The organism is Bradyrhizobium altum (assembly GCF_020889705.1).
Taxonomy (GTDB): domain Bacteria; phylum Pseudomonadota; class Alphaproteobacteria; order Rhizobiales; family Xanthobacteraceae; genus Bradyrhizobium; species Bradyrhizobium altum.
Map to the genome: position 1 here is coordinate 44944 of NZ_JACMYP010000020.1, position 14467 is coordinate 59410.

The 14467-nt window shown below is 65.3% G+C and carries 14 protein-coding genes; 9 read left to right on the plus strand and 5 right to left on the minus strand.

Going from position 1 to position 14467, the window contains the following annotated elements; all coding sequences use genetic code 11:
* The first annotated feature begins 334 nt into the window (after positions 1-334).
* Entirely contained in the window at positions 335-1084 is a 750-nt protein-coding gene (locus tag H8B02_RS08570; protein WP_229165796.1) for a class I SAM-dependent methyltransferase, read from the plus strand.
* 18 nt (positions 1085-1102) lie between these two features.
* Here the strand turns inward: H8B02_RS08570 and H8B02_RS08575 are convergent, their stop codons facing one another.
* Entirely contained in the window at positions 1103-1591 is a 489-nt protein-coding gene (locus H8B02_RS08575; RefSeq protein WP_229165797.1) for an SRPBCC family protein, read from the minus strand.
* Between the two features lie 7 nt (positions 1592-1598).
* Positions 1599-2555, minus strand: coding sequence for a LysR family transcriptional regulator (locus H8B02_RS08580; RefSeq protein WP_229165798.1), 957 nt, complete (start codon positions 2553-2555; stop codon positions 1599-1601).
* Positions 2556-2655: 100 nt separating this feature from the next.
* Here H8B02_RS08580 and H8B02_RS08585 point away from each other — a divergent pair, with 100 nt between their 5' ends.
* Positions 2656-3837: an MFS transporter gene (locus tag H8B02_RS08585; protein WP_229165799.1), complete on the plus strand. Its 1182-nt coding sequence runs from the start codon at positions 2656-2658 to the stop codon at positions 3835-3837.
* Between the two features lie 22 nt (positions 3838-3859).
* Positions 3860-4894 (plus strand): aldo/keto reductase, encoded by a 1035-nt coding sequence (locus H8B02_RS08590; protein ID WP_229165800.1) that lies wholly within the window; start codon positions 3860-3862, stop codon positions 4892-4894.
* A gap of 30 nt (positions 4895-4924) precedes the next feature.
* Here the strand turns inward: H8B02_RS08590 and H8B02_RS08595 are convergent, their stop codons facing one another.
* A complete protein-coding gene (locus H8B02_RS08595) occupies positions 4925-5827 on the minus strand; it encodes a helix-turn-helix transcriptional regulator (protein WP_229165801.1) in 903 nt (300 codons plus the stop codon).
* A gap of 299 nt (positions 5828-6126) precedes the next feature.
* On the opposite strand from H8B02_RS08595, the gene H8B02_RS08600 reads away from it, so the two are divergent.
* Both H8B02_RS08600 and acmB read left to right on the plus strand, forming a co-directional pair.
* On the plus strand, positions 6127-7767 hold the full coding sequence (locus H8B02_RS08600; protein ID WP_229165802.1) for a flavin-containing monooxygenase: 1641 nt from the start codon (positions 6127-6129) through the stop codon (positions 7765-7767).
* Positions 7768-7858: 91 nt separating this feature from the next.
* Complete coding sequence (gene acmB / locus H8B02_RS08605) at positions 7859-9052, plus strand: methyl acetate hydrolase AcmB (protein ID WP_229165803.1); 1194 nt, start codon at positions 7859-7861, stop codon at positions 9050-9052.
* Between the two features lie 129 nt (positions 9053-9181).
* Here acmB and H8B02_RS08610 read toward each other — a convergent pair whose 3' ends face one another.
* Positions 9182-10549, minus strand: coding sequence for a sensor histidine kinase (locus H8B02_RS08610; protein WP_229165811.1), 1368 nt, complete (start codon positions 10547-10549; stop codon positions 9182-9184).
* Between the two features lie 5 nt (positions 10550-10554).
* Positions 10555-11229, minus strand: a complete 675-nt coding sequence (locus tag H8B02_RS08615; protein ID WP_229165804.1) for a response regulator transcription factor — start codon at positions 11227-11229, stop codon at positions 10555-10557.
* A gap of 334 nt (positions 11230-11563) precedes the next feature.
* On the opposite strand from H8B02_RS08615, the gene H8B02_RS08620 reads away from it, so the two are divergent.
* The 4 genes from H8B02_RS08620 to H8B02_RS08635 all read left to right on the plus strand — a co-directional run.
* The gene (locus H8B02_RS08620) at positions 11564-12142 is read left to right on the plus strand and encodes a class I SAM-dependent methyltransferase (protein WP_229165805.1); all 579 of its coding nucleotides are present in this window, start codon (positions 11564-11566) and stop codon (positions 12140-12142) included.
* Positions 12143-12152: 10 nt separating this feature from the next.
* The gene (locus tag H8B02_RS08625; RefSeq protein WP_229165806.1) at positions 12153-12812 is read left to right on the plus strand and encodes a DedA family protein; all 660 of its coding nucleotides are present in this window, start codon (positions 12153-12155) and stop codon (positions 12810-12812) included.
* On the plus strand, positions 12809-13933 hold the full coding sequence (locus H8B02_RS08630) for a UDP-2,3-diacylglucosamine diphosphatase (protein WP_376711623.1): 1125 nt from the start codon (positions 12809-12811) through the stop codon (positions 13931-13933). Before H8B02_RS08625 ends, H8B02_RS08630 begins: the two co-directional genes overlap by 4 nt.
* Positions 13933-14467 (plus strand): glycosyltransferase (locus tag H8B02_RS08635; protein WP_229165807.1); only part of this gene is annotated, 535 nt, incomplete at its 3' end. The genes H8B02_RS08630 and H8B02_RS08635, both read left to right, overlap by 1 nt.

The following is a 14467-nucleotide window of genomic DNA, read 5'->3' on the forward strand; positions in this document are numbered from 1 at the left end:
GGAAGAGGCACCGGGCTTGTCCTGCGCAAGCGCAACAGACCGCGTCCGCTTTCAAGAACTGTGGTTCAATCAACAGCAACTTGCAACCGGGAACTGCGGCGACGATGCAACACAAGCGTGCAAAGTTGCGATATCAATTCTTGCCGAAGCAGGATCATTCAAACTGCGCGCACTTTGTTCAACAAGGAGCAACGCCAGGTGCTTGGCGCTGACGCAGAGGTGGCGGGTCCTCAGCGAATCTTGACTCCACGCGCTCTTCCAGTTCTGCGCCGGCGCTGCTTTATACCGTTCCGCAGATCTGATCGCAGATGCCCGTCTCGCAGGAGAAGCACGAATGACATTGAACCCTACGGCCAGGAATTATCGTGTCGCGGTCGCCGCCTACGAGGCGGGCCGGCCTAGCTATCCGGCGGAGATCGTCGCCGCGCTGCCGCTGCAGGCCGCACGCTGTGTCGTCGATCTCGGAGCCGGTACCGGCAAGTTCACCCGCCTGCTGCTCCCGCATTTGTCCGAGACGGCGCGTCTGGTCGCGATCGAGCCGGTCGCCGAGATGTCGGCGAAACTCGCGAGCGAAGCAGGGATCGAGGTCACCAACACCCGCGCCGATGCGATCGGCCTCGAAACCGGCAGCGTCGATCTCGTGACCTGCGCGCAGGCGTTCCACTGGTTCGACAACGAGCCGTCGGTCGCCGAGATCGCGCGCCTCCTGCGTCCCGGCGGTACGCTTGCGCTGGTCTGGAACAACAGGGATGACCGCGCGCCATGGGTCGACGCGTTGTCGGTCATGATTGAGAAATACGCGGGAGACACACCGCGGCAACGCTCCGGGCACTGGCGCTGGATCTTGCAGGATCCCCGCTTCGTGCTCGAGAAGGAAATCGTGCAGAACCATCCGCATCGGATGCCGCGCCAGGGTGTCTATGAGCGCGTGGTGTCGACGAGCTATGTCGCCAATCTTCCCGACGCCGAAAAGGCGGCCCTTCGCGACAAGACCGACGCCATTCTGCGTGAGGCTGGCCTCGGTGATTCCGACGAGGTGGTGTTTCCTTATGTCACGCAGCTCTTCTTGCTGAAGCGGACCTAGAGCGCTTTCGAGACCTCGCTATAGCGCGGCGCGTCCCTGCTCGACGGCCTGCTTCAGGCGCGGCAGCGCCATGCGCCAATAGAATGCAACATGCTTCGCGCCGGAGTCGGCGCCGATTTCCCACCCGTTCCCGCGGCGGACCGGCGACGGCGGCACCTGCTGGATCACGGTCAGCACCGTCTCGCCGCCGCTAGTCGCGAGCGTCATCGTGACCGTTGCATAGGATTGCGGAACATCCGGCAGGCCGGAGACCTGCGACCAGTAGGAATATTCGAGCCGTGACGGCGGCTCGACATGGATGGTACGACCTTTGTCGCGATAGCGCTTCGCGCCGATCTCGGCCTCGATCTCGATCGATGCGCCAATCTGCCAATCGGTGTTGAAATGCGCGTTGCGCCATGTCTCGCCCGCTTTGGGATCCGTGATCGCGTCCCACACCTGCATTGGCTGCGCGGTGATCCGGATCGATTCGGTGACAGTCTGCAAGACCGAGGTTTCGTTCGTCATCAAATGCTCACTTGTCGCTTACGACTTTCCATTTCCCATCCGCACCACGCCGCAATGCCGGATCGCCGATGCGGATGTGTTGCGCGAGAAAGTCGATGAAGGCGCGCACCCGCGCCGGCAGCGGGCCGGCATGGCCGACATAGACCGCGTGGATGTCCTCGCGATCGCCGGGATTGAGGTTTTGCAGCACCGGCACCAAACGTCCGGCCTCGATGTCGGGACCGATATGGAACAGCGCCAGCCGTCCGAGCCCGATGCCGCCGAGCGTGAGTTGGCGCGCGGCTTCGCCGTCGCTGACGCGGGCGACCGGCGGCGGCAACGCCTCCTCGATTTTTTCGGCGCGGCGGAACGGCCAGCCGCGGATGCTGCGCGGAAAGGTCCAGCCGATGCCGCGATGGGCGGCGAGGTCCGCCGGGGTCTTCGGCGTGCCGAAGCGTGCGAGATAGGACGGCGCGGCGACCACCACCATGCGGCTGGTGCCGAGCTTGCGTGCGATCAGCCGCGAGGCGCCGAGCGGGCCGGCGCGGATCGCGACGTCGGCGCGCGCCTGCATCAAATCGACCAGCGTGTCGGTCAGCACGATGTCGAGCGTGATGTCCGGATGTTCGCGCATGAAGCGCGGCAGCAGCGGCATCACATGCAGCATGCCGAACGGGATGTTGCTGTTCACGGTGAGGTGGCCGCGCGGCACGCATGAGGCGGCCTCGCGTTCGGCCTCGTCGATGTCGGCGAGGATGCGTTGGGCGCGCTGATAGAAGGCCTGGCCCTCCTCGGTGAGCTGCAGCTTGCGGGTGGTGCGGTTGACCAGTCGCGTGCCGAGCCGCGTCTCGAGCCGGGAAACCAGCTTGCTGACGCCCGACGGCGTCTGGCGCAGGCTGTTCGCCGCAGCCGTGAAGCCGCCGAGATCGACGACGCGGACGAACACGTCCATCTCGCCGGAGCGGTTGGTGTCTGTTCGGGGCATCTTGAATTCACGTCACAAATGATTGGATTGCGGTCATTCTAATCCTTATCGGTCCGGACCGCTATGTCGCATTGCGGAATCCTTCCATCCGGAGCGACACATGCCCGCTGCAGTCCTTGCCTTGACCGCCGGTGCCTTTGGCATCGGCACCACCGAATTCCTCATCATGGGGCTGTTGCTGCAGGTCGCCGCCGACATGCAGGTGTCGGTCTCCGCGGCGGGCCTGTTGATCTCCGGCTACGCGCTCGGCGTGTTCGTCGGTGCGCCGATCCTGACGCTGGCCACGCGGCGGATGCCGCGCAAGGCGGTGCTGCTGGCGCTGATGGCGATCTTCACGCTCGGCAACGCGGCCTGCGCGCTGGCGCCGAACTACGAGTTGCTGATGGCGGCGCGCATTTTGACCTCGCTGGCGCACGGCACCTTCTTCGGCGTCGGCTCGGTGGTCGCGACAAGCCTCGTGCCGGAGGACAAGCGCGCGTCGGCGATCGCCACGATGTTCATCGGCCTGACGGTCGCGACCTTGCTCGGCGTTCCCTTCGGCGCATGGTTCGGCCTGATGCTCGGCTGGCGCGCGGCGTTCTGGGCCGTGGCGGTGATCGGCGTGATCGCGTTCATCGTGCTGGCCGTGCTGGTCCCCGGCCATGTCGGAGCCAACGACAAGCCCGTGCAACTGCGCGAGGAGCTTGCCGTGCTCGGCCGCCCGCAGGTCCTGCTCGGGCTTGCCATGACGGTGTTCGGCTTCGGCGGGCTGTTCGCGGTCTTCACCTATGTGCAGCCGATCCTGACCTGGCTCACCGGATTTTCCGACGCCGCGGTGTCGCCGATCCTGCTGGTGTTCGGTGCCGGGCTTGCGATCGGCAATGTCGCGGGCGGACGGCTCGCCGACAAGGGAGTTGCGCGTGCGCTGCTGGTGTCGCTCGGTGGCCTCGCCGCCGTCCTCGTCGCGCTGGCGGTGGTGATCTCGATCAAGGCGTTGGCGGTCGCACTGTTGTTCGTGCTCGGCATCGCCGCGTTCGCGACCGTCGCGCCGCTGCAGCTCCGCGTGCTCGAAGCCGCCGGCGTGGAAGGGCGGACGCTGGCTTCCAGCCTGAACATCGCGGCCTTCAATCTCGGCAACGCGCTCGGCGCTTGGGTCGGCGGCGTCACCATCGATCGCGGTCTTGGTCTCGGCGCGCTGCCGCTGGTGGCCGCCGTCATCACCGCGGTCGGGCTGCTGCTCGCGCTGTGGAGCCTGCGCCTCGACCGGCCAGTCGTCCTCGCCACGCAGTGCCCTGCCGAATGAGCCGGATCAAAGGAGTATGACCATGGAATATCGCAATCTCGGTGCGTCCGGCCTCAAGGTCCCGGTGCTCAGCTTCGGCACCGGCACGTTCGGCGGCCAGGGACCGTTGTTCTCGGCCTGGGGCCGCAGCGGCGTCGACGAAGCGCGACGGCTGATCGACATCTGCCTCGAGGCCGGCGTCAATTTGTTCGACACCGCCGATGTCTATTCGAACGGTGCGTCGGAGGAGATCCTCGGCGCCGCGCTCAAGGGCCGCCGCGACAAGGTCTTGATCTCGACCAAGACCGGCCTGCCGATGGGCGACGGTCCGCTCGATGCCGGCACGTCGCGATACCGCCTCGTCGCTTCGGTCGACGCAGCGCTGAAGCGGCTCAACACCGACTATATCGACCTCCTGCAGCTGCATGCCTTCGATGCCTTCACGCCGATCGACGAGGTGCTATCGACCCTCGATGCGCTGGTGCGCGCCGGCAAGCTGCGCTATGTCGGCGCCTCGAATTTCTCCGGCTGGCATTTGATGAAATCGCTCGGCATCGCCGAGCGGCACGGCTGGCCGCGCTATGTGGCGCACCAGATCTATTATTCGCTGGTCGGCCGCGACTATGAATCCGAGCTGATGCCGCTCGCGCTCGACCAGGGCGTCGGCGCGCTGGTCTGGAGTCCGCTCGGATGGGGCCGGCTCACCGGCAAGATCAGGCGCGGGCAGCCCTTGCCGAAGAACAGCCGCCTGCACGAGACCGCGCAGTTCGGGCCGCCGGTCGACGACGAGAAGCTTTACGCGATCGTCGACGCGCTGGACGTCGTCGCCACCGAGACCGGCCGCAGCGTGCCGCAGGTTGCGATTGCCTGGCTGCTGGCTCGGCCGAGTGTCTCGTCCGTGATCATCGGCGCGCGCGACGAGACGCAGCTTCGCGACAATCTCGGCGCAGTCGGGTGGTCGCTCTCGGCGGACCAGATCGCGCGTCTCGACAAGGCAAGCGCGGTGATGCCGGCTTATCCCTACTACCCTTACCGAATCCAGGAAGGTTTTGCGCGGCTGAACCCGCCGCCGGTGTGAGCCGGCCGCGGGCCTACCGGCGTCACGGTCTCACGCTTGTGTGGAATGTTCGCAGACCTGCCGGCGATATTCCGCCGGCGTGACGTTCATGTGCTGTCGGAACACGCGATTGAGGTGGCTTTGATCGGCAAAGCCGCTCAGCAGCGCGATCTCCTTCAGCGCAACGCGGTCCTTGCGCAGATGCTGGCACGCGTGCTCCACCTTGCGCCGCAGGACATAGGCATGCGGCCGCGTGCCGTAATGCACGCGGAACTTGCGGGCGAACTGGATCGGCGTGCAATTGCAGATGTTCGCGAGCTCTTCCAGCGTGATGTTCCGGAAGATGTTCTGCTCGATATAGTCCTCGATCAGCCGGGCGTGCGCCGGGCGAAAGCGTCCTTGCGCGCACGGCGTCTTGAATTCGATCGCCGCATACTTCCGCAGGATGTGCACGCTCGCCTGCAGCGCCAGCGCGTCATAGCAGAGGCGTCCGCCCGGACCGCCTGCGGCAACCTCCTGAACCATCTGGTCGTTGATCCAGGTCAGCATCGGGTCTTCGGCCTTGAGCAGGTCGTGAAGCTCGATCGCCTCGGCGTCGCGGTCGAAGGCATCGCTCGCGGTCTTCATCATGAGCGCTGGAGCGATATAGAAATGGGTGACTTCGATGTCGTTCTTCCAGTGCCAGCTTGATGGCTCGGCACGGGTCAGCAATGACGTGACGCCGCGACCGACGTGATCTTGCTTCCACGCGCCGGTGACGCGGCGGTTCATCGACGTCACGCCGTCTCGATAGAGTACGAGCAGGAAGTTTTCCGACGGGGGAACCCAGATATCCGATGGTTCATAGCGAAAAATCCGCAGCCGGAAGTCGCTCCTCCCGACTGAGGCGCTGTCCAGCTTCAGCTCACCGGGCGCATAGCGCGGCAGTTCCTCGACCGTGATCAATTGGCCCATCGCGCGAGCCTCCTCCGTGGAATCTGTGGCGCGGTTGACCGCATCTTCTTGGCCGAACGTCTGAGCGCAGGATAGGCCGCTTTCGCCGTTTGCCAAGGCGACCAACGGCCGATGGCTCGATTGCACGGCCGCGTTCCAGAGATTGTCGGTTTCATCCAAGCCGCTCGGTCGCACGGCACGTAGCCTGCTCTGCGTCCCGGCGACAGCGCCAGCGGCCGAGATCCAATTGACGCAACGCACCATCACCCGGCGACACGGCGGGTATGAGCGCGTGCGAAGCAACACAACAGGAGGAAACGATGACCGAGACCGTCACAAGGTCGAGTGGAAGCAATGGTGCGCGCGCAACGACCAAGCTCGACGCCGTGGTCGTCGGCGCCGGCGTCGCCGGTCTTTACCAACTGTTCCGTCTGCGCGAGCAGGGGCTGAGCGTGAAGGCGATCGATGCCGGTTCAAGCGTCGGCGGCACCTGGTACTGGAACCGCTACCCCGGCGCACGCTTCGATTCCGAAGGCCACACCTATCAGTACCTGTTCTCCGAAGAACTCTACAAGGGTTGGAGCTGGAGCGAGCGGTTCCCGGGCCAGCCGGAGATCGAGCGCTGGCTGAACTACGTCGCCGACCGCCTCGACCTCAGGAACGACATCCAGTTCGGCACCACGGTCAAGAGCGCGCATTTCAATGAGGCGACGCAACGCTGGCTCGTGACGACCGACCAGGGCGACGTGGTCGATACCCAATTCCTGGTCACCTGCTGTGGCATGCTCTCGGCGCCGCACGTATCCTTTCCGGGACAGGAGACATTCAAGGGCGAGCTGTTCCACACCGCGCGCTGGCCCAAGGGACCGATCGAGCTCGCAGGAAAGCGTGTCGGCGTGGTCGGCAACGGCGCGACCGGGATCCAGGTGATCCAGTCGATTGCCGGCGAGGTCGGCCATCTCAAGGTCTTCATCCGCACCCCGCAATACATCATTCCGATGAAGAACCCGAAATGGGATGCGACGGATGCCGAGGCCTACAAGTCGAAATTCAAGTTCCTTACCGAACGGCTGCCGAAGACGTTCACCGGATTCGAGTTCGACTTCGAGCACGTCTGGGCTGACCTGACGCCGCAGCAGCGCCGCCAGGTGATCGAGGACTGCTGGAATGACGGATCGCTCAAACTGTGGGTTTCGTCCTTCGCCGAACTGTTCTTCGACGAAGCCATCAACGCCGAGATCACCGAGTTCGTGCGCGAAAAGATGCGGGAGCGGATCAAGGACCCCAAGCTGTGCGAGCAGCTGATTCCGTCCGATTACGGTTTCGGCACGCACCGGGTGCCGCTGGAGAGCAATTTCCTCGAGGCCTTCCACCGGCCCAATGTCGAGATCGTCAGCGTCAAGGACAATCCGATCGCCCGCATCACACCCGAAGGCATCCAGACCGCCGACGGCACGGTGCACGCGTTCGACGTCATCATTCTGGCCACCGGCTTCGACGCCGGAACGGGGGCGTTGACGCGCATCGACATCCGCGGTCGCGAGGGGCGATCGCTGAAGGACGATTGGGGCAGGGACATCCGCACCACGATGGGCTTGCAGGTCCACGGCTATCCGAACCTGTTCACGACAGCGGTGCCGCTCGCGCCCTCGGCCGCGCTGTGCAACATGACCACCTGCCTGCAGCAGCAGGTCGAGTGGATCGCCGATTGCATCAAGTATCTGCGCGGCAAGAACCTTAACGTCATCGAGCCGACCAGGGATGCCGAGGATCAGTGGGTGGCGCATCACGACGAGACCGCCAACGCAACGCTGATCGCCAAGACCAACTCCTGGTACCTCGGCTCGAATGTCGAGGGCAAGCCGCGCCGGGTGCTGTCCTATTGCGGCGGCGTCGGCACCTACCGCCAGAAATGCGACGAGGTCGCCGCGAACGGCTATCAGGGCTTTGCCATGCAATAGCGCCTGATCGCGATCCGGCGCCGCGGTCTTCGCTGACCGCGCCGCCGCTCACGATTGATCACATCACAAAGCAGTATATGGGAGGACGACAATGAGCATGAATTTTGGTGCGGCGGCTGATGCGATTCTCGACGGCGTCGTGACATCCAACCCGCGCGTTCCCGGCGTCGTTGCCATAGTGACCGACCGCCATCGCAACATCTACGAAGGCGCCGCCGGCAAGCGCCGTCTCGACCAGGCCGCGGATATGACCACCGACAGCGTGTTCGCCATCTTCTCGACCACCAAGGCGATCACCGGGACGGCGGTCCTGCAACTCGTCGAGGAGGGCAAGCTCGATCTCGACGCGCCGGCCAAGACCTATGCCCCCGACCTCGGCAAGCTCCAGGTCATCGAGGGTTTCGACGACAAAGGCGAACCACGGCTGCGTGCACCGAAGCGCGACATCACCACGCGTATGCTGATGGTTCACAGCGCAGGCCTGGGCTACGACTTCATCAATCACACCTACAATCGCCTCGCGCAGGAGAAGGGGCAGCCCAGCGTGATCACGGCGTCCAAGGCTTCGTTGATGACGCCGCTGCTGTTCGATCCCGGCGAGCGATGGGAATACGGCACCAACCTGGATTGGTGCGGCCAGATCGTCGAGACGATCGCCGGCCGTCGGCTCGGCGAGGTGTTCAAGACACGGATCTTCGAGCCGCTCGGAATCCAGGACACGGCATTTGAGCTCACCGACGCGATGCGCCGCCGGCTCGCCGGCATTCACGCCCGCAACGCCGACGGCTCGCTCACGCCGATGGATTTCGAGCTGCCGGCCAATCCGGAGATCCATATGGGCGGCCACGGGCTTTACGGCACCATCGGCGACTACATGCGCTTCATCCGGATGTGGCTGAACGACGGCGCCGGCGAGCATGGCCGGATCCTGAAGGCCGAAACCGTGCGGATGGCGGAGAAGAACCATCTCGGCAACAACAAGGTCACCGCCATCACCGGCGTGATCACCTCGCTCGCCAACGACGCCGAGTTCTTCCCCGGCCAGTCGAAATCCTGGGCGCTCAGCTTCATGATCAATGACGAGCAGGCTCCGACCGGCCGCCCCGCCGGCGCGCTCGGCTGGGCCGGCCTCGCCAACCTGTTCTACTGGATCGATCGCCAGAACGGGTTCGGCGGATTCTGGGCGACGCAGATCCTGCCGTTTGGTGATCCGACATCCTTTATCGGCTACATCAATCTCGAGACCGCATTCTACGAGGCCCTGAAACTGCGCAAGGCGGGCTAGAACATTTTTGAACGGCCTGGACGCAGCTTCGCGTAAAGAAAACGCGCCAAAGCAAGAAACGAGAGCGCCGTTCCGATTCCATCGGAGCGGGCTCTTGCTTCGCGGCGCGCCGCGGCTAGTTCCGGTCGATCAGCACGCCGGCTGAGCCTTCGGAAACACCATGCGCATGCAGGCGCCGCCGGACGGCGTCTGATCGACCTCGATCCGGCCGCCGTGCAGACGCATGATGCTCTGCACCAGATCGAGGCCGAGGCCGGCGCCGCGCCCGCCCGGATGCAGCCGGCGGAACGGCTCGAAGATCTGCTCGCGCTCGTCGGGCGGAATGCCGTCGCCGTCGTCGCAGACCTCGATGCAACCGATTGTCGTCACCCGAACCAGGATCGTGCCACGCCGCTGTCCATGGTCGATGGCGTTCTGCACGAGATTGGTGAGGGCACGTTCGAGTGAGGTCTGGTCGCCGCTCACCACAATCGTCCCGTCCTTCTGCTCAAAGGACATTTCATATCCTGCCGCGAAGGCGAGTGGCGCGAGGTCGAGCACGACCTGTCGGGCAACGCCGATGAGATCGACGGCGGTGAACACGTCGGTCTGCTGATCGAGCCGTTGCAGGTCGAGCAGCTGGCCGGCCATGACGCTGAGGCGAGTCGCGTCCTCGAGCAGATAGGTCTTCTCCGGGCCCGCCTGCAGTGAGGCGACTCGTGTTGAAAGAATCGCGATCGGAGTCCGGAGCTCGTGTGCGGCATCGGCGAGGAAACGCCGGTGGCGCTCGTAACCCTTGTCGAGGCGTTCGAGCGCGGCGTTGATGGCCTTGACCAGCGGGGCAATCTCGATCGGCACCTCGTCGAGCGGCAACTGCGCGCCGCGCCGATCGATGTCGATGCGTTCGGCCTGCGCGGCGACTTGGCCAAGTCCCTTCATTGCCCGGCGTACCACGAATGGGGTCGCGACCAACGTCGCCAGCGTCATCAGCACGACGATCGGCAGGATCATGTTGAGGAACAGCTGCGGTGTGATCTCCAGCGCTCGCCACATCGAGAGCTCGCCGTATGTTCCGGTCAGGATCTGGATCCGTCCAGCCGACGTGTCGACCGATTTGACGAGACCACCGGGGCGCGGGGCCTCGGCGGCGTCCCACTTGAGTACCGCCTCGCTGACATGTTCGAGGGCCGATGCGATCGGTGCGAACTGCGCGGGCACCGTGCCCTCGGAGATTTGGTGACCGTCAGCGTCGCGGATGATGAACCAGAGATCGGCGTGCTCGGCGCGCAGGGCGGCCAATTCCGGTGTCTGGCGCAGCGTCAGTCCGCCCGCTTCATCGCGGGTGACGGCGTCCCTCAGCGTATCGAGGGTGCTGCCTTGGTACTCGCCGATCAGCAGCCCTGCCCACAGCAGCCCGATCGCGGCGGCCCCGATCAGCAGAATCAGGAGGGTCAACGCAACGGCCTGCAGACCCGCGAGGCGTCCGACCAGGCGCCAGGTGAGGGATCGCGGTCGCAGCACGCTCACGGTGTCTCTCGCAACACATAGCCGAGGCCACGAACGCCGTTGATGGTGACGCTGGCGTCGGCCTCGGTGAGCCTGCGGCGCAAACGCGACACATGGGTGTCGAGCGCATTGGGCTGCACCTCGTCGTCGAGGCCGTAGACCGCCTCCATCAGCGCGGAGCGCTGCACCATGCGTCCCATCCGATGCAGCAGCGTTTCGAGCACCAGCCGCTCGCGACGCGGCATCTCGAGGGGACGTCCGTCGACGCTGGCCTCGCGATGGGTGAAGTCGAACGACAGGCGGCCGATCCGCGCGGCATGCTCCTGCACGCTCGCGGGCCGGCGCAACAGCGCCCGCAATCGTGCCAGCAGCTCCTCGAACGCAAACGGCTTGCCGAGATAGTCGTCGGCACCGCTGTCGAGGCCCGAGACCCGGTCCGCGAGCTCGCCGCGGGCGGTCAGCACCAGCACCGGCACGGTGTTGCCGCTCGCGCGCAATTTCGGAATCAGCGACAGCCCGTCGCCGTCAGGCAACTGGCGATCCAGCACGATGGCGTCGTAACTTCCCGCAGCGGCAATCGCCTCGGCTTCCAAAAGATCAGGCGCGTGATCGACCAGCATGTCGTGGCGCGCGAGTGCCGCACGCAGCGCCGCGACCATGTCCGGCTGGTCTTCCACCAACAGCACGCGCATTCGTTGTCCTTATCCCTGCATTGGTTCGCCATTCGATCCGCCGGCTTTATGCCCGATTCATTGCGGCAACCTTGCGGTTTTCTCCGTGCGAATGCGTCGCGGACCGAAATTTCGCACACGCGCGCATTCGCGACATGCTGACGCAAGCTTCGCATGAGACAGAGGCGTGCATCGGGACGGTCGAATCGTCTCGACACCGACCGACACTGCTCAACCGGCGGGAGCCTGCCACACAAGATGGTGGGCACCCGCAATGCGAAAGACACGCGAATGGCCTTGTTAATGAATCCGTGGCGCCAGACCGATTGCGCGCTTATCGTGCGGGAGCTCCGGCATGTCGGCCGCTGACATCCTGCCGTTCGTCCGCGCCTGGGTGCGCAATCCGTTGCGTGTCGCCGCGGTCGCGCCGTCCGGGCCTGCTGTCTCGTCGCTCATGGCGCAGGAGATCACCGCGGACGCCGGCCCCGTGCTCGAGCTTGGCCCCGGCACGGGCGTCTTCACCCGCGCGTTGCTGAAGCGCGGCGTCAGGCAGCAGGATCTGACGCTGGTGGAGTACGGCTCCGAATTCATCCCGCTGCTGCAGCGGCGCTTCCCGGGCGCCCGCGTGCTGTGGATGGACGCGGCCTGGCTGCGGAGGGAGAGGCTGTTCGACGGGTCGCCGGTCGGTGCGGTCGTGAGCGGCCTCGGGCTCCTCATGATGCCGCCGGAGAAAGTCATAACTATCCTGCACGGCGCCTTCGGCTATCTCCGCGCCGGCGGGGCGTTCTACCAGATCACCTATGGTCCGCGTTGTCCCGTCGCAGACGCGATCCTGGATCGCCTCGATCTGCAGGCGAGCTGCATCGGACAGACGTTCCTCAACCTGCCTCCGGCTTCCGTGTACCGGATCAGCCGCCGCCACTCCCGCGCTTGATCGAGACGCCATGGACACGTCGAGCACGATCGCGATGTTTCTGCACTTCGGCCTGGCGGGTATCGGCTGCCTCGCCGTCGCCGAGAAGTTCATTCCGCTGCTGCCGTCCTACGTGCTGCTGATGCTGCTCGGCTTGACGGTCCCCGACGGCACGATGCTCGCGATGACCATTCTGGCAACCAGCGCCGGGTCGGTCGTCGGTGCCATCGGCTGGTACGGGCTCGGGCGCGTGCTCGGCTCGCGGCGCATCGAGGGGCTGGTGGCGCGCTATGGCAAGTTCGTGTTGCTGCGGCCCTCGCTGTATCGACAGCTCACCGATGCCTATCGCGGCAATCATTTCTGGGTGACGCTGATCGGTCAGACCCTGCCCACCGTGCGGATTTACCTCGCCCTCCCGGCCGGCGTACTGCGGCTGGAGCCGCGCGCCTTCGTGATGGCGACGGCGATCGGCACCGTGATCTGGAACATGCCGTTCCTCACGCTCGGCTATGCCCTGCGCGGCAGCGGCCATGATCCGATCAGCCTCGGGTTCTGGGTGGTGGTCATCCTGATCGCCGTGGAGGTCGCGCTGCTCCTGGGATTTCGCTTCTACAAGCGCTCGCTCGCGCCGCGCCCTCTCGGGGAGCCGCGCTTACTACCCTCACGCTTGCCGGTGGAGGAAGGCGTATGAGAGCCCTGTTGTCCCGCCTGCGGCCCGGCTCGGATACGCTCGAGCGTGCAGCCGCGACACTGCTGGTCCTGGCCGCGAGCTATCAGTTCGGTCACGCGGCTTCCGGCGGGCGATATCGCGCGGCCGAGTTCGCGCTGCTGGTGCTTATCGCAGGCATCTATTGGCACCGCTCGATCTTCAGGCGATGCGCCAGCCGCGATGTCACGAAGGTTCTCGCGGGATTGGCCGAGGCCATGGCGGCTGCGTTTCGGCCGGACGGCGGCAGAGTCGACTCCCAATTTGCGATGCATGGGGCAAGCGATCGCGCGGAAGCGAGGCGGGCCGCGCCGCGGGATGTCGTCAAGGTCAGGAGCCTGTTCATCTCCGACGTCCATCTCGGAACCCGGGGATGCCAGGCCGAGCGGTTCATCGACTTTCTTCGTCACCATGATGCCGAAACCGTGTTCCTGGTCGGCGACATCGTCGATGGCTGGTGTCTGCGGTCGAGCTGGTACTGGCCTTCAGCGCACAATGCGGTGGTGCGGGAGCTGATCGAACTCGCGCAACGGGGCCGTCGCCTGGTCTACATTCCCGGCAATCACGACGAGTTCCTGCGTGACTACGCCGGCGCGGCGTTCTGCGGCGTCGAAATTGTCGAACGGGCGATCCATCGTGGCCTCGACGGCCGCGACTACTTCGTCGTTCACGGTGACCATTTTGATCTCGTGGTGCGGCATGCGCGCTGGCTCGCGCTGATTGGCGATGTCGGCTATCGGGCCGCGCTGGCCTGCAACGTCTGGCTCAACTGGATCAGGCGCCGATTTGGGTTCGGCTATTGGTCGTTCTCGTCCTGGGCGAAATTGCAGGTCAAGAATGCGGTCAACCACATCGGCCGGTTCGAGGAGGTGCTGTCATCGGAGGCCGCGCGCAGCAACGTTCAAGGCGTGATCTGCGGCCACATCCACCACGCGGCACTGCACGACGATTTCGGCGTCCGCTACATCAACACCGGGGATTGGGTCGAGTCCTGCACCGGCGTGGTCGAGCGCTATAACGGGCAGTTTGAAATCGTCCGATGGACGGAAGCGCGGGCAGCGTTGAATAGGGCAGGCCTCGCGCCGCTCACGCAGGCGGTCGCCTGATGCGCGTGCTGGTGGCAACCGACGCCTGGCGGCCGCAGATCAATGGTGTGGTCCGCTCGCTCGAATATCTCGCCAGTGAAGCACCGTCGCTCGGCGCGGAAATCACCTTCTTGACGCCGGCCGATTTCCGCACCGTGCCGTTGCCCGGCTATCCGGAAATCCGGCTCGCGCTGCCGTCGCTTGGGCGGATCGCGCGCGCGATCGCGGCTGCGCGCCCGGACTCGGTGCACATCGCGACCGAGGGGCCGATCGGCTGGATCAGCCGGCATGTCTGCCGGACGCGCGGCTATCCGTTCACGACCAGCTACCACACGCGCTTTCCCGAATATCTCGCCGCGCGGCTGCCGGTCCCGCTGCGGTGGAGCTACGCGGCGCTGCGCCGCTTCCACAATAGCGGAGACGGCATCATGGTCGGCTCGCCGTCGCTCGAGCAGGCGCTGCAGGCGCATGGCTTCCGCAAATTGATGCCGTGGTCGCGCGGCGTCGACGCCGAGCTGTTTTGCCCCCGCACGGAGCGGCCGCTCGCCTTCCCGG